The sequence below is a fragment of the Paenarthrobacter nitroguajacolicus genome, from assembly GCF_029952445.1.
Classification (GTDB): domain Bacteria; phylum Actinomycetota; class Actinomycetes; order Actinomycetales; family Micrococcaceae; genus Arthrobacter; species Arthrobacter nitroguajacolicus_B.
Window position 1 is genome coordinate 139,409 of sequence record NZ_JAQPPK010000006.1, and the last position, 14,411, is coordinate 153,819.

The 14,411-nt window shown below is 63.6% G+C and carries 17 protein-coding genes; 4 read left to right on the top strand and 13 right to left on the bottom strand.

All coding sequences use genetic code 11. The features are described 5' to 3' along the window. Positions 1-64 precede the first annotated feature (64 nt). From PJL15_RS05995 to PJL15_RS06005, 3 genes are all read right to left on the bottom strand, one after another. A complete protein-coding gene (locus PJL15_RS05995) occupies positions 65-976 on the bottom strand; it encodes an MIP/aquaporin family protein (RefSeq protein ID WP_281450280.1) in 912 nt (303 codons plus the stop codon). Positions 977-1,180: 204 nt separating this feature from the next. Continuing rightward, entirely contained in the window at positions 1,181-1,543 is a 363-nt protein-coding gene (locus tag PJL15_RS06000; protein WP_281450281.1) for a DUF202 domain-containing protein, read from the bottom strand. Positions 1,544-1,556: 13 nt separating this feature from the next. Beyond that, positions 1,557-1,913: a YidH family protein gene (locus PJL15_RS06005; RefSeq protein ID WP_348651474.1), complete on the bottom strand. Its 357-nt coding sequence runs from the start codon at positions 1,911-1,913 to the stop codon at positions 1,557-1,559. A gap of 81 nt (positions 1,914-1,994) precedes the next feature. Between PJL15_RS06005 and PJL15_RS06010 the strand changes: the two genes are divergently transcribed. After that, complete coding sequence (locus PJL15_RS06010) at positions 1,995-3,065, top strand: ADP-ribosylglycohydrolase family protein (protein WP_281450283.1); 1,071 nt, start codon at positions 1,995-1,997, stop codon at positions 3,063-3,065. Between the two features lie 6 nt (positions 3,066-3,071). Here the strand turns inward: PJL15_RS06010 and PJL15_RS06015 are convergent, their stop codons facing one another. Together PJL15_RS06015 and PJL15_RS06020 are read right to left on the bottom strand one after the other, a co-directional pair. After that, positions 3,072-3,623 carry a DUF4395 domain-containing protein gene (locus tag PJL15_RS06015; RefSeq protein ID WP_281450284.1) on the bottom strand — a complete coding sequence of 184 codons (552 nt, stop codon included), beginning with the start codon at positions 3,621-3,623 and terminating at the stop codon, positions 3,072-3,074. A 66-nt stretch (positions 3,624-3,689) separates the two neighbouring features. Further along, entirely contained in the window at positions 3,690-4,700 is a 1,011-nt protein-coding gene (locus tag PJL15_RS06020; RefSeq protein ID WP_281450285.1) for an exonuclease domain-containing protein, read from the bottom strand. A gap of 177 nt (positions 4,701-4,877) precedes the next feature. Between PJL15_RS06020 and PJL15_RS06025 the strand changes: the two genes are divergently transcribed. Next, entirely contained in the window at positions 4,878-5,642 is a 765-nt protein-coding gene (locus PJL15_RS06025) for a DedA family protein (RefSeq protein ID WP_281450326.1), read from the top strand. A 103-nt stretch (positions 5,643-5,745) separates the two neighbouring features. Here PJL15_RS06025 and rdgB read toward each other — a convergent pair whose 3' ends face one another. From rdgB to clpS, 6 genes are all read right to left on the bottom strand, one after another. Next, the gene (gene rdgB / locus PJL15_RS06030; protein WP_281450286.1) at positions 5,746-6,414 is read right to left on the bottom strand and encodes an RdgB/HAM1 family non-canonical purine NTP pyrophosphatase; all 669 of its coding nucleotides are present in this window, start codon (positions 6,412-6,414) and stop codon (positions 5,746-5,748) included. Then, the gene (gene rph / locus PJL15_RS06035; protein ID WP_281450287.1) at positions 6,411-7,169 is read right to left on the bottom strand and encodes a ribonuclease PH; all 759 of its coding nucleotides are present in this window, start codon (positions 7,167-7,169) and stop codon (positions 6,411-6,413) included. Before rph ends, rdgB begins: the two co-directional genes overlap by 4 nt. A 46-nt stretch (positions 7,170-7,215) precedes the next feature. Next, on the bottom strand, positions 7,216-8,013 hold the full coding sequence (locus PJL15_RS06040; RefSeq protein WP_281450288.1) for an MBL fold metallo-hydrolase: 798 nt from the start codon (positions 8,011-8,013) through the stop codon (positions 7,216-7,218). Further along, positions 8,010-9,029 carry a glutamate racemase gene (gene murI, locus PJL15_RS06045; protein WP_432443799.1) on the bottom strand — a complete coding sequence of 340 codons (1,020 nt, stop codon included), beginning with the start codon at positions 9,027-9,029 and terminating at the stop codon, positions 8,010-8,012. The genes PJL15_RS06040 and murI overlap by 4 nt, the downstream gene beginning before the upstream one ends. Positions 9,030-9,168: 139 nt before the next feature. Continuing rightward, the gene (locus PJL15_RS06050; RefSeq protein WP_281450290.1) at positions 9,169-9,735 is read right to left on the bottom strand and encodes a DUF2017 domain-containing protein; all 567 of its coding nucleotides are present in this window, start codon (positions 9,733-9,735) and stop codon (positions 9,169-9,171) included. After that, positions 9,728-10,090: an ATP-dependent Clp protease adapter ClpS gene (clpS, locus tag PJL15_RS06055; RefSeq protein WP_018776321.1), complete on the bottom strand. Its 363-nt coding sequence runs from the start codon at positions 10,088-10,090 to the stop codon at positions 9,728-9,730. The genes PJL15_RS06050 and clpS overlap by 8 nt, the downstream gene beginning before the upstream one ends. A 37-nt stretch (positions 10,091-10,127) precedes the next feature. Between clpS and PJL15_RS06060 the strand changes: the two genes are divergently transcribed. Together PJL15_RS06060 and PJL15_RS06065 are read left to right on the top strand one after the other, a co-directional pair. Beyond that, complete coding sequence (locus PJL15_RS06060; RefSeq protein WP_281450291.1) at positions 10,128-11,456, top strand: nicotinate phosphoribosyltransferase; 1,329 nt, start codon at positions 10,128-10,130, stop codon at positions 11,454-11,456. Then, positions 11,456-12,082 (top strand): isochorismatase family protein, encoded by a 627-nt coding sequence (locus PJL15_RS06065; protein WP_281450292.1) that lies wholly within the window; start codon positions 11,456-11,458, stop codon positions 12,080-12,082. Before PJL15_RS06060 ends, PJL15_RS06065 begins: the two co-directional genes overlap by 1 nt. Before the next feature lie 95 nt (positions 12,083-12,177). Here PJL15_RS06065 and PJL15_RS06070 read toward each other — a convergent pair whose 3' ends face one another. Both PJL15_RS06070 and PJL15_RS06075 read right to left on the bottom strand, forming a co-directional pair. Then, positions 12,178-13,953: a DEAD/DEAH box helicase gene (locus tag PJL15_RS06070; RefSeq protein ID WP_281450293.1), complete on the bottom strand. Its 1,776-nt coding sequence runs from the start codon at positions 13,951-13,953 to the stop codon at positions 12,178-12,180. A 112-nt stretch (positions 13,954-14,065) separates the two neighbouring features. Beyond that, positions 14,066-14,404, bottom strand: coding sequence for a DUF3039 domain-containing protein (locus PJL15_RS06075; protein ID WP_281450294.1), 339 nt, complete (start codon positions 14,402-14,404; stop codon positions 14,066-14,068). Between the last annotated feature and the right edge of the window lie 7 nt (positions 14,405-14,411).

The window sequence follows — 14,411 nt, forward strand, 5'->3', positions numbered from 1 at the left end:
AGCTAACCGGGGGCACCGACAAAAAAGCGCAGGCAAGCCGTCCGCCGTCGGGCCTTAAGGTTACCTAGCCCTTCTTGCCGTCGAAGAAGTCGCGGGCGTCGTCATTGGCCGGCGTTGCCGGAAGCGGCTGAGCAGCCGTCTCGGTTGCGGAGTCCGGAGCGTCAGCAGGAATCCCGGCTTCGGCATCGAAGTCGTCATTGATGGCATCCGAGCCGCCCGGGCGTTCGGCAACCGTGGCCGATCCCAGCGACAATCCCTGCATTCCCCGGAATGCCAACCCTGCCAGTGCCGCGCCCATCAGCGGGGCCACCCAGAAGAGCCACAGTCCCTCAAGGGCCCATGACGGGCTGAAGAAGGCCTGGGCGGTTGCGCGCGCCGGGTTGAACGGGAGGTTGCCGAGCACCTGGCCGAACTGCAGCAACACAGCGACGGTGAGTCCCACCGCGAACGGTGCCATGGACGGGAGGGCGCGTCGGCCGGCTGTCGCACCGAGGAAGACAGCGACAAGCAGCGCAGCGCCAACAACTTCAACCAGCAGCACGCCGGCCATCTGGGTTTGCGCCACTGCGTGTTCTCCGAAGCCCGCTGCTGCGGACCCGAAAGCTGCCCGCGCATCCGTAAGTACGGGCACCATTGTCACGACGATGAACACCAGCGCCGCGCCGATCACGCTGCCGATGATCTGAGCTGCGACGTAAGCGAGCGCCGCCACGGCCCTGATGCGTCCGGCAATGAGGTTGCCCAGGGTGATCACCGGGTTGAAATGCCCGCCGGATACGTGGCCGAAAGCCAGCATGACCACGGTAACTGTCAGTCCTGTGGCGAGGGCTGCAGGAAGCGGAGCCCCTGATGGGTTCGAGAAAATCGCTACGCCCGCCGCGACCAGGACGACGAACAACGATCCCAGGGCTTCGGCCGACAACCTGGCCAGGAGTCCCGGTTGGGGATCGGAAGCGGCCTGCACAGAAGAGGTCATGGGGAACGGGTCCTTACGGTCGGGGTGGAAGCTTGGGTGTCGGTGGGCACCGCGTGGCAATGCGGATCGCGGTCGGGCAAGCCCTTGGACCTGCCCGGGGCCCTTGGGCATTTTGCCATCCGAATCTGGACAGTTGCTGGATCGGATCGAAGGTGGTGGATCTGAACAGTGGCTGGGCTTAGGGGGTTGGGTGCCACTTCGAGCTTATCCGCCCAAGGTGATGGCCGCGATTGCGGCGGCGCCCAAGCCCATCACGGCAAGAGTACTGGCCAGCATCAGCGGCGCTGAGGGAGCGGCGAAGCCGGCCTGAAGTTGCCGTGAGCGCACCCACACCACGGACGCCAGGACAACGGTTGCCGCCGCGGCCACCAAGGCGCAGATCCCTTGATAGTCCAGGCCGGGCAAGCCAATGATGATGGTGCCCGTGGAGGGCTCGGACGTCAGCCAACTCCGCCAGATGAACAGGTCCACCACCACCAGGGAGATGAGCGTCCTGCGCCACGCCAAGGTGGTGCGTTCGGGCTGCAGACCGGGATCCCGGGCCACTTCGGAGGAGGCGTTGTTCACTGTTCAGCCCGGATCAACGGGCCACCAGGATAAGGACCGCGAAGGCGAAAGCTGCCACAGCCACCACGATGGTCATGAACAACATCACACGGGAGAACGGGAGGGCCCGGTCATTGCGCATCGCAGCTTCCATCTGGCCCCAGCGCCTGTAGGACAGGGCCGCCAAGCCCGCTCCGACCAACGCCAGCAGGACGCACAACACCAAGCGGACCGGCGTCGGCGCGATATTGGGGGCCAATTGGTCCACGGCCACAGCGCCGGCAAGCAGTGCAAGCGATGTGCGGATCCAGGCAAGGAAAGTACGTTCGTTGGCCAGCGAAAACCTGTAGTCCGGAGTCTTTCCTGTTCGTCGCCAAGCAGGTTCACGCACGTTATCTCTCCAAGTTTTCGCAGTGCCAGGCAGCGTCCCCACCATATCAGCGGCGCATCACGGACACGGTAAGTTACTGGCATGAGTGTTGAAGATACCTACCCTGCCGCGCCTTCCTTCAATTCCCGGGTCTACGGCACCCTTCTGGGCGGTGCCTTGGGCGATTCGCTGGGGTACGCCGTCGAGTTCGATTCCATCGCGGCTATTGAGGCACGCTACGGTTCGGCCGGTCTCACCGCCTTCGAACAGCTCGAGGGCGGCAGCCACTTTTCGGACGACACCCAGATGACGCTTTACACGGTGGATGGCCTGGTGGAGGCACTCGAATGGGCAAACGATGGGGTGGCCGCCGATGAGATCGCCTGCCTGTGGCTTGCCTATCTGCGGTGGCTCGACACGCAGGACGTGGCTGTTTCCTCCTCTGCTCCGGTCCCCCAGCCGCGATGGATCGACGCGCAGGAGGTGCTCCGGCACCGCCGCGCGCCGGGCAACGCCTGCCTGAGCGGGCTCGCCTCCGGCGAAATGGGAACGGTGGCAAGGCCCGTCAATCCAGAGTCCAAGGGATGCGGCACGGTAATGCGTTCTGCACCATTCGGCCTCATCCCGCATATTTCGCGGGAGGCGGTCTACAAACTCAGCTCCGACGCGGCCTCGCTGACGCACGGGCACCCATCGGCTCGCCTTAGTGCCGCAGCTTTCAGCCTGCTGATCCACAACATCGTCGCCGGCAGCGATATCCGGGAGGCTGCCCAGGAGGCGCTGGCCTATGTCGACGCCGTTCCTACCAAAGCGCCCGAGCTGCCCGAACGTCTCCAGGCGGCACTGCAGTTGTCCACCGTGCACACTGTAATGAGTCCGGAAGAGCTGACCGCAGCGCTCGGAGAGGGGTGGGTCGCTGAGGAGGCACTCGCCGTCGGGCTTTACGCCGTTTTGTCCACCACCGGGGAGGACCCCGCCGAGCATTTCCGCAAAGCCATAGCGGTAGCCATCAACCACAGCGGCGACAGCGACTCCACCGGATCCATCGCGGGAAACATCCTGGGCGCCTTCTACGGCGAAGAATGCCTGCCCTCGGACTGGATGGAAGCCTTGGAGTCGCCCGAGGTCATTCGCGGCATGGCGGATCGGCTGCTCGCCGTCACCACCGGCTGACGGGTGCTATGCCCTGCGCAGCGTGATGTTGTTGCAGGCCTCGCAAATTTCGGCCGGAATGAATCCGCGGCGCTGCAGGAATCCAAAAATGGCGCAGCCCAGGCAGAAACCGGCGAACGCTTCCAGCGAAGCAGCCACTATGAGCAACGCCAGAAGTATCCACGCTGCCGGCTGGACGCCGGTGAAAAACAGTACGACGGCGGCACTGGACAATGCGGCCCCCATCCCTTGGGCGAAGCGCTTGGGAGGACCGGCAACAAGCTTGGCCCGGCCGATCCTGGGCGCCAGCACCTTGACGGACAACACGGCCAACGGCGAAATCCGGGGACCAAACAAGACGCGGAGCCAGAAGCCGGTAGCCAAGGCAACCAGCCCCCAACCCCACCCCGACACCAGGGTTGCGACCGCCAGCACCACAACCATGCCGGCAGTAATCCGGGCGGCGTACTCGTTCACCGGGTTCGGGAAAGCGAAGACGGTCCGCCACGCAACCCCACGGGCCTCAGGCGCATCGGCAGAATCACGAGGCGGCGCTGTGGGAAGGGGCTGTTTGGTCATGCACCAAGGCTAGGAGCGTTCGCCGAGAGTCGGGAAGCATTGTTGCGCACTATGACCCGGACCTTCCTAGGTACCGCCTACCATCTGCAGGAATTCGCCCTCGGAGACAACCTCGATTTGCTGGCCTTTGGCGTGGAGTTCCAAAACCCGCTTTGCCTTGCCGGTGAGTCGTCCCGCGCGGAGGTCTCCGGCAACGAAGCCATCGCCCACAATCAACACAGTGGTCCGGGCAGTAACCCGGCTCTCGGGTCGTGCGCCCATGTCGGCAGCCCGCGATTTCGCTTCCGGGCGGGTGATGGCGAGGTCGCCGGTGAACACCACAGTCTGCCCGTAGAGGGGATGGCCCGGCTCCGCTGCTGGGTTTGGCAGGGGGTTTGGTCCCTCTTCCGGCCAAGCCGACCAACCGCTCGGCGCGTCCACAGTCCCTGTCGACGTCGATGTCGACAGGGCTCCGGTCCTGGCCGCGAGCGCGGACATGGTGGCCTTTGACAATCCGTAGGCGGGATCAAAAGCCGGCTGCTTGGGCACGCTCAAGCCAAGCGAAAGATACAGTTCGGAAATGCTGTTGGCATTGTTCCGCCTGGCGATGTCCACCAGGATTCCGGCGCAGGCGCGGGCGTCCTCTGCCGCGTCGTGATGGTTCACCAGCGGCACGCCGGCTTCCTCGGCCGCGTAGGGCAACGAGTTCGAGACCAGTGAGTAGCAGCGGCGCGAAAGCATCACGGTGCAGACGTAGTCGTAGGCCGGCCCGGCCAGGCCAGAGACTTCCAAGCCGGACCTGATGACTCCGAGGTCGAAGGCAGCGTTGTGGGCTGCGAGGATGTCGTTCCCGATGAAGGCCCCAATTTCGGGAAACAGCTCCCCAAACCTGGGTTGTCCTGCGACGTCTTCAGCCCGGATGCCGTGGATGCGGGTGTTGTGGTATTCAAAGTGGTCGTGGTTCTCCGGTGGGCGCATCAGCCACGATGCCTCTTCCACCACGACTCCCCCGCGGACCTTGCTCAGGCCTACCGAGCACGGTGACCCCCTGAAGCCGTTGGCTGTTTCAAAGTCGATCGCCGTAAAGTCCAATGCCACTGGACAAGGTTACAGCCGGAAAAGTCCGCCCCCGCCGATTTCGACAGCGGGGCGGGCCTTCCGGCCCGCATTGTGGGCAACGCTACACGTTCGACCTCACGGCGTGGCCCTCCGCAAGGTGGCACAGGATTTACGACGACGGCCGTCAAGTAGGCTTGATAGGTGATCTTTTCTGCGATGAGCGACCTTGCCGTATCCACTTTTGGGGGTGCAGGACCGGTTCAGCCCTCCATGGCTTCGTTCCTGCCTGACTGGCTTAACCCCCAGATCTTCCTGGCCGACCCCGCCCTGGCACCTTGGGTAGTGCTCCTGGTGTGTGGCATTGTCTTTGCGGAAACGGGCCTGCTGGTGGGCTTTTTCCTCCCGGGCGATTCCATGCTTTTCACGGCCGGACTCCTGGTGGCAACAGACACCATCAAGTTCAACATCTGGGCCCTGGCCGGCCTGATCATCGTCTCCGCCATCATCGGCAACCAGACGGGTTACCTCATCGGCTCGAAGGCCGGCCCGGCCATCTTCAACCGTCCTGACTCCCGGCTCTTCAAAAAGGAAAACGTCGAGAGCGCGCACGCATTCTTCGAAAAGCACGGCGGCAAGGCCCTGATCCTTGCACGGTTTGTGCCCATCATCCGCACCTTTGTCCCGGTCATCGTAGGCGTGGCCCAGATGGACAAGCGGAAATTCTTCATCTTCAACGTGATCGGCGCAGTCCTCTGGGGCGGCGGCGTTACCTTCCTGGGCTATATCCTCGGGGACCGAATCCCGTGGGTCAGCAAGAACCTGGACATCATCTTCATCGTTATCGTGCTGATCTCCGTCATCCCTGTCATCATCGAGGTCATCCGAGGGGTCCTGGCGAAGCGCAAAGCCGCCGCCGAAGGTACTGACCCGGTGGAGGAATTCATCGAAGAGCACGACGGCGGCAATCACAGCGAGCGCTGAGGCTCCCGCAACACAAGGCCGGAAAAGCCACAGCAAAGCAAGAGGCACCCCGCATTGCGGGGTGCCTCTTGCTTTGCCACAGCCTGGTCAGCGGAAGGCTGGTTCAGGCATTGCCGGAACCGTCTTCGGAAAGGGCCGAGACGATGGCAGGAAGCAAAGCCCGGAAAGCCTGGCCCCGGTGGCTGATGGCGTTCTTCTCCATCGAACTGAGTTCGGCACAGCTGCGGTCCATCCCTGCGGGCTGCAGCACGGGGTCGTAACCGAAACCGCCTTCGCCACGGGGTTCACGCAGAAGTGTCCCCTCCAGCTGGCCGTACTCCACAGTTTCGTGCGCAACGCCGTCGGGCCCCGGTACAGCCAACGCGGCGGCACAAACAAATGCAGCTCCACGGAACGCGTCCGGAACATCGGAAAGTTGCGCCAACAGCAAGGTCAAGTTGGCGTCGTCGTCCCCATGCCTACCGGACCAGCGGGCAGAGAAGATGCCCGGAGCGCCGCCGAGGACATCCACGGCCAGTCCGGAATCGTCGGCGATGGCCACCAACCCGGTCGCCTGTGCCACGGCCCGGGCCTTGAGGAGCGAATTCTCGGCAAAGGTGACGCCGGTTTCTGCAACGTCCGGGGCACCTGCCGCAGCAGCGTCCACTACTTGGGTATCGACGTCGAGACCTGGCACCTGGCCCCGCAGCAGTTCGCGGAGCTCCTTCAACTTGCCCTTGTTATGCGTGGCCAGGACGAGGCGGGGCCCTGCGACGCCTGAAGCGGCGCTCACGGAGCTTCTGCCAGCGTCTCGCGCTGGATGGCGGCGAGCTGGGTTGTGCCAAGCAGGGCGAGGTCCAGCAGGGCGTTCAGTTCGTCACGGTCAAACGGAGCACCTTCAGCGGTGCCTTGAACCTCAACGAATTTGCCCGACCCCGTCACTACCACGTTCATGTCCGTCTCCGCGCGAACGTCTTCAACGTACGGCAAATCCAGCATGGGAACGCCGTCAATGATGCCAACGGAGACCGCCGCGATGGTATCCACCAAGGGCTGGGCGTTGCGGGCAATGAGTTTGTTTTCCCTGGCAAATCGAATGGCCTCGGCGAGCGCCACGTAGGCCCCGGTGATTGCGGCCGTGCGTGTGCCGCCGTCGGCTTGGAGGACGTCGCAATCGAGGACGATGGTGTTTTCGCCCAGCGCCTTGGTATCGATGATGGACCGCAGCGAACGGCCGATGAGGCGCGAAATTTCGTGCGTACGTCCGCCGATCTTGCCCTTGACGGACTCGCGGTCCGAGCGGGTGTTCGTCGCACGGGGAAGCATGGCGTATTCGGCCGTCACCCAGCCCCGGCCTTCGCCCTTGAGCCACCGGGGCACACCCTCGGTCAGGGAAGCGGTGCACAGAACCCGGGTGTTGCCGAACTCGATCAGCGCCGAGCCCTCAGCCTGCTTGGACCAGCCGCGGGTGATGCTGATGGGTCGCAGTTGGTCGGGAGTCCGGCCATCGGCACGGAAGACGGGTGTTGCTGTAGCTTCAGAAGTCATGCTCCAAGCTTAGCCACGATGGCCGCGCTACCTGCGCCGGTGCCCGCTAGATGGTGTAGTGAACTCCGGCCACTGCCACCGCGACGTCGCCCGCGAATACTGGCTTGGCCTCGGACAATACTTTGGTTTGGGAAGTCCAGACGGGAATGTGTGTAAGCAGCAGGCGCTTGGCGCCGGCGTTTGTCGCGGCTTCGCCTGCACGCTTGCCGGTGAGGTGGACGTCCTTGATGGCATCGTCCCGGCCCTCTTCGAACGCGGCCTCGCACAAGAAAAGGTCGGACCCCCTGGCGGCGTCTTCCAATCCCTGGCAGGAGTCGGTGTCCCCCGAATAGGTCAGTGTTTTGGTGACCGCAACGCCGTCTTTGCCCGTCTCGGTAGCTGTCACGCGCAATGCGTAGGCCTCTTCCACCGGGTGGTTGACGGCAAATGGCGTCACCGTAAACGGACCAACGCTCACGGGCTTGAGTTCGGTCCAGTTGGTGAAGTCGAATTCCTCATGCATCCCCGGGTCCAGGTCCAACCCGTAGGCGGTAGCCATCCTGTCTGCTGTGGCCGCAGGGCCCCATACAGGGAGGCGGTCCCGCCCCCAGCCGCCCGGCTTCCAACGGACAGCCACGTGGAGGCCACAGAGATCCATGCAGTGGTCCGGGTGCAGGTGCGTGAGGAAGATCGCGTCGATGTCTTCCAGGTCGGTGTACCGCTGGATGGCGCCCAAAGCTCCGCTTCCCAGGTCCATGACGATCTTCCACTCGCGTTCGCCGTCGTGCGCTGTCACCAGGTAGCACGACGCCGGCGAGCCCGGTCCCGGGAAGGAACCGGTGCATCCAACTATGGTCAGCTTCACAGGCCACGCCCCATGGCCGCATCGGCACTATGTGCGGGGTTCACGAAATATGAGCGGCGGGCAAGGCCTGCGCCCGATTTCGCTGCTTCGAGCATTTCGGGGGTGATCCGGGCAAGGCTGCCGGTTGGATACTGCGCTGCCACGTGGTCAACATGCTTCACGGAGAGAACCTCGGGCCCCAGGAAACGGCGCGCCAGCGTCTCGAACTGCGCGGCGTCCCCAGTGGCGATGAATTCGTGGCTGGGTGCAGTCGCGTCGGTGCGCTGGATGCCGTGCGTTGCCAGCGCCCGGTAGACGTCCTTGGCAGTTTCTTCCGCACTGGAAACCAAGGTGACATCCTCACCCATGACAAAGGAGATGACTCCGGTCAGAAGGGGGTAGTGCGTGCATCCGAGGACCACGGTGTCCACGCCGGCCTGCTTGAGCGGTGCCAGGTATTCGTTGGCGGCCGCCAGGAGCTCGGGACCGGTAGTGACGCCGGCCTCGACGAAGCTGACAAAAGCCGGGCAGGCCACCGAGGTGATGGTGAGGTCCGGGGCGGCAGCGAAGGTGTCTTCATAGGCCCGCGAACCGACGGTGGCGGAGGTACCGATGACGCCGATCTTGCCGGAGCGGGTTGCAGAGACCGCACGGCGGACGGCCGGTTGGATGACCTCGATAACCGGGATGCCGTACCGGGCCGTGTACCTCTCCCTGGCGTCCCGCAGCACAGCGGCCGACGCCGAATTGCAGGCGATGGTCAGAAGTTTCACTCCGGAGTCCACCAGTTCGTCCATGACTCCAAGAGCGTTGGCACGGACCTCTGCGATGGGGAGCGGACCGTAGGGGCCGTTGGCGGTATCGCCCACGTACAGGATCGACTCGTTGGGCAACTGGTCGATGATGGACCGGGCCACCGTCAACCCGCCCACACCGGAGTCGAAAATGCCGATCGGGCGCGTTCCCACGATTTCCCCTGTGGTGATGGGGGCGCCACTGCCCGGAGCGCCGCTTGGTGAACCCGATGCTGAAGTCATGATTATTCGAGAATAAGGCTTCCCGTGGGGTGCGGCCATCAGGTGTGGCCTCCGCCTCGTGTCTTATGTGTCACAGACGTCTTATGTGTCACAGCCGTCTTATGTGTCACAAGGCAGGAGCCGCGCCGGGACCCCGGGATCAGGATTTCGCCTGCCTGGCTGACATCATGGCCTGCACCAGTGACTCCTGCAGCCAGGTGGTGAAGTTGTACACCAAAGCCAAGTAGCTCTCCACGTCCTCCGCCTGGCTCCAGTCCTGCATGCTGTGGACGTGCTCGGCATCCGCTTCGTCGCGGATGTCCAGGCGTTCGGAGAGAACCAGCCTCACATCATTAAGCGCCATCGACCAGCGCGTGGCCTCTTCAGGCGTGAGGACCAGGTCTTCTTTGTCCAAGCCCATGGCCGTAGCCCGAAGTGCCCCGATCTTGTTCTCCCGGACAGAGCGTTCGGTGAGTTGGCGGAACTCAAGCGACCCGCCGTCGTCGTCCTTCAAGACGTTTGGCAGGAGCCGCAGGAGGGCCCTGTCACTTGGTTGCTTGACGTCCATATCCAGGCCGATGAGGGCCGCAAGCGGGTCTTCGTTCTCCCGGACTTCCGGGTCCAGCATGGAGATGACGTCGTCCAGCAAGCCGCGGAGGAGATCACGCTCGGCCGGTTCGAGGAAACCCGTAATGCCCTTGAGTCCGTACTTGAATGCCTTAGCCACGCTGGCGGCCGCCCTTCCCGGGTGTCTCGTTGCCGCTGGCGGCTTTCTCCACCGTGGCCCACAGGCCGAAACCGTGCATCGCCACGGCGTGCTGCTCCACTTGTTCCTTGCTTCCGAAGGCAACAATTGAGCGTCCCTTCTTGTGGACCTCCATCATCAACTTGTGTGCTTTGGACTCGGAGTAGCCGAAGTAGCTCTGGAAAACGTAGCTCACATAGCTCATCAGGTTGACGGGATCGTTCCAGATCACCAGGTTCCAAGGGACATCAGGGGCTGTCAGGACATCGGTGGACGTTTGCTCTGCAGCTTCCGTCCGCTCATCGATGTCCGTGCCAAACGCAACGCTAGGGCTCATCTGTCCATTCTATGGCGGCTCGCACTAGAGTGAATTCGTGAGTAGAGCCGCGTCGTGGGACCACCCCGCAACATCCTTGTACACAGACCACTACGAACTGACGATGCTTCAGGCCGCCCTGCACTCGGGAGCCGCCCATCGCCGTTCAGTGTTTGAAGCCTTCGCCCGCCGGTTGCCGGACGGCCGCCGCTATGGCGTTGTGGGCGGCACGGGACGCTTGCTGGAAGGCATCGCGGACTTCAGGTTCGGCGAGGCTGAACTGGCCTTCCTGGAGCAGAACAAGGTGGTGAACCGGGAGACCCTGGATTACCTTGCCGACTACAAATTCAGCGGCGACATCTGGGGCTACGCGGAAGGGGATGCCTACTTCCCCAACTCCCCCATCCTCATTGTGGAGTCCACCTTTGCTGAAGCCTGCATCCTTGAGACGTTCATCCTCTCGGTCCTCAACCACGACAGCGCCATAGCCTCAGCTGCCTCACGGATGACCTCCGCGGCCGGAAACCGCCCCTGCATCGAGATGGGCTCCCGGCGCACCCAGGAGGAATCGGCGACGGCGGCGGCCCGCGCCGCTGTCATCGCCGGCTTCGCCAGCACCTCCAACCTTGAGGCAGGCCGGCGCTACGGGATCAGGACCGTCGGCACCGCGGCCCACTCCTTCACCCTTTTGCACGATACCGAGCGCGAAGCCTTCGAGGCCCAGATTGCGGCATTCGGTCCGGGAACGTCGCTGCTGGTGGATACCTACGACGTCGAGGCAGCGGTGCGGACCGCCGTCGAACTCGCCGGCGACAAGCTGGGCGCCGTGCGCCTGGACTCCGGTGACCTGGTGGCCCAGGCCCAGTGGGTCCGGCAGATGCTCGATGACCTCGGCAACGTGAATACGCGCATCGTAGTGACCTCGGACCTGGACGAATACGCCATCGCGGCGCTGCAGTCCGCGCCGGTGGACTCCTATGGCGTGGGCACTTCGCTGGTAACGGGCTCCGGCGCACCGACAGCCAGCATGGTCTACAAGCTGGTCAGTCGAACCAACGACGCCGGCGAGTTCATTTCGGTTGCCAAGGCCGCCAAGAACAAGGCGAGCGTGGGTGGACGCAAGTACGCCCTCCGAAAGCTCAACGAGCGTGGGCGGGCCACCCAGGAAGTAGTGGGCATTGGCCACCGCCCGGAGGATGACGGCAACGATCGTCCCCTGCTGCACCAATTCGTCAAGAACGGCGAGGTCCTGCCCGGCTGGACGGGACCGGAAGGTGTCATCCGGGCCAAGGAACGGCATGCCGCAACCATGGCCGAACTTCCCCCCGTGGTGAACCGCCTGCAACGTGGCGAGCCCGCCATTCCCACCATTTACGAGGAGAACTGATGTCCAGGGCCCTGATCATCGTTGATGTCCAGAACGATTTCTGTGAGGGTGGCACCCTGGCTGTCGAAGGGGGCGCGGACGTAGCCGGTGCCATCACCGAATATGTGGATGCCAACCAGCAACACTTCGACCACATTGTCGCGACCCAGGATTGGCACATCGAGCCCGGCGACCATTTCTCGGAAGAGCCGGACATGATTGACTCCTGGCCGCCCCATTGCCGGGCCCGCACCAAGGGAGCCGAATTGCATGAGGACCTGGATCCCGAGTACATCCAGGCGTACTTCCGCAAGGGACAGTACACGGCCGCCTACTCCGGCTTCGAAGGTGTCCTGGCGCCGGAGGACGATGTTCCCACGGGCGACCTGAAGGCCGGTGCCACCGTAACGGAGGTCCTTGACGAGGATGCGATAGGTCTCGATGCCTGGCTGCAAAGCCATGACGTCGAAGACGTGGTTATCGTAGGCTTGGCTACCGACTATTGCGTCAAGGCCACGGCCATGGACGCGGTCCAGGCCGGCTACAACACCACCGTCATAGCAGAGCTCACGGCGGGAATCGCCGAGGACCTCAGTGACGCCTTCGACGAAATGGAAGCGGCCGGCGTCGAGGTTGAGCGCAGCTGATTCAGGGTTCCGCACGTACCCAATAAGCCATAAGGAAAGGGCGCCGCGTGAAGCGGCGCCCTTTCTTTTTGGTCGTTCCGGCTCCAGCGTTGGCGCTATTTCCGGCCGATGAACCAATCCTGAAGCTTACGGAGACGTGCCTGCAGCTGTTCCTCGTTGGCTTGCGCCACGGCCGGACCTCCGCAGACCTCCCGCAGCTTGGTGTGGACCACACCGTGCGGGGTTCCGGTCCGGGCAGCCCACGCGGCGACGTTCTTGGCCAGTTCGTTCCGCAGGTCCATGAGCATACGGTGGTCCGGAATCGCCGGTGACGCCGCAGCGGCCAACGGTGACTGGCGCTTCTTGCGCGACTGCTGCTCGTGCTGGCGCTGCCGAAGCAACGTTCCCACCTGCTCGGCATCAAGAAGTCCGGGAATTCCAAGGAAGTCCAGCTCCTCGTCGGAGCCGATGTCTGCCCCCGTACCGAACTCACCGCCGTCGAACAGGACGCGGTCGAACGACGCCTGGGAGTCCAACGCTTCAAACTTGCCCTTGGTGAGCTCGTCGGACGCTTTGTCTTCCCGGTTTGCCTCGGCCATCAGGTTTTCTTCGGGGCTGAAGAGTCCGTCGTCGTCCTTTTCCGGGCGGTCAAGCGCATGGTCGCGCTCGGCCTCCATGGTGTTGGCCAGGATCATCAACGGGGGTACCGATGGCAGGAAGACCGACGCCGTTTCGCCCCTTTTGCGCGCACGCACAAAACGGCCGACGGCCTGGGCGAAGAACAACGGAGTCGAGGTGGAGGTGGCGTAGACACCCACCGAAAGGCGGGGCACGTCCACACCTTCGGACACCATGCGCACGGCCACCATCCAGCGTTTGTCTCCGGCAGAGAACTCCTCGATCTTGCTGGACGCTTTTGAGTCGTCGGAGAGAATCACCGTGGGCGATTGGCCCGTGATTTTCTTCAATTGGCCAGCGTAGGCACGGGCGTCATCGTGATCCGTGGCGATGACCAGGCCACCGGCATCCGGCACAGTCCTCCGCACCTCGCCCAGGCGCTTGTCCGCCGCAGCCAGCACGGCGGGAATCCATTCGCCCGTGGGGTTCAACGCCGTGCGCCAGGCCTGCGAGGTGATGTCCTTGGTCACTGCGGCCTCGCCAAGGGATGCCGCCATCTCGTCACCGGCACTGGTCCGCCACCGCATCTGGCCGGAGTAGGCCATGAACAGCACAGGCCTGACCACGTGGTCGCGCAGTGCGTTGCCGTAACCGTAGGTGTAGTCGGCTTTGGACCTGCGGATGCCATCCCGATCCTCGGCGTACTCAACGAAGGGAATCGGTGAAGTGTCGGAGCGGAACGGCGTACCGGTCAGGGACAGGCGACGCGCAGCAGGATCGAAAGCCTCACGGAGGCCGTCGCCCCAGGACAACGCCTCACCACCGTGGTGGATCTCATCAAGGATCACCAAGGTGCGGGCGGCTTCGGTCTTGGCGCGGTGCAGCATGGGTTTGCTGGCCACCTGCGCATAAGTGACGGCGACGCCGACAAAGCCCCTGCCGTGCTGGCCGTCGGAGTTCTTGAAGTTGGGATCGATAGCGATACCGACCTTGGCGGCAGCATCGGCCCACTGCCTCTTGAGGTGGTCCGTCGGCGCCACGATGGTGATGCGGTTGACCACCCCAGTGTCCAGCAGCGTGGTGGCAATCCGCAGGGCGAAGGTGGTCTTACCGGCACCGGGCGTAGCCACGGCGAGGAAGTCCTTCGGATTACGGGTCATGTAGAGGTCAAGTGCCTCCTGCTGCCAGGCGCGCAGCTTGGGGGCAGTACCCCAAGCCGCGCGTTCCGGATAAGCAGGAGGCAGTGAAGGACCGCCGAAAAGTGTTTCTGTCATGCTGACTCCCCCGGCCTGATGGCAGTTACGGTTGCCTCATGCTTTGCGGGCACGCCGAAGCGGACCGCAAAGCGGTGATGTTCAGAGGGGGCCTGTGTTTTCTTCCCACCCACTACTTGGAGTTGCCCGGGCCGCCGTTGTTTCCACCGTCATTGCCGGGGCGGAGGCCATCATAGATTTCCTTGCATTCCGGGCAGACCGGGAACTTCTGCGGATCGCGTCCAGGGGTCCAGACTTTTCCGCACAAGGCAATCACGGGCTCGCCCGTCAGAGCCGACTCCATGATCTTTTCCTTGCGGACGTAGTGTGAAAACCGCTCGCGGTCGCCGGGTTCCACTTCCTGGCGTGTTTCTTCACGCTCGATGGTGGAGGTGGACGTTCCGGCTCCGGAAAGCTCGCGCATGGGGTCGTTTTCGAATGGATCCGGAGGAAGCGTAGTCATGCCAAACATCTTACCG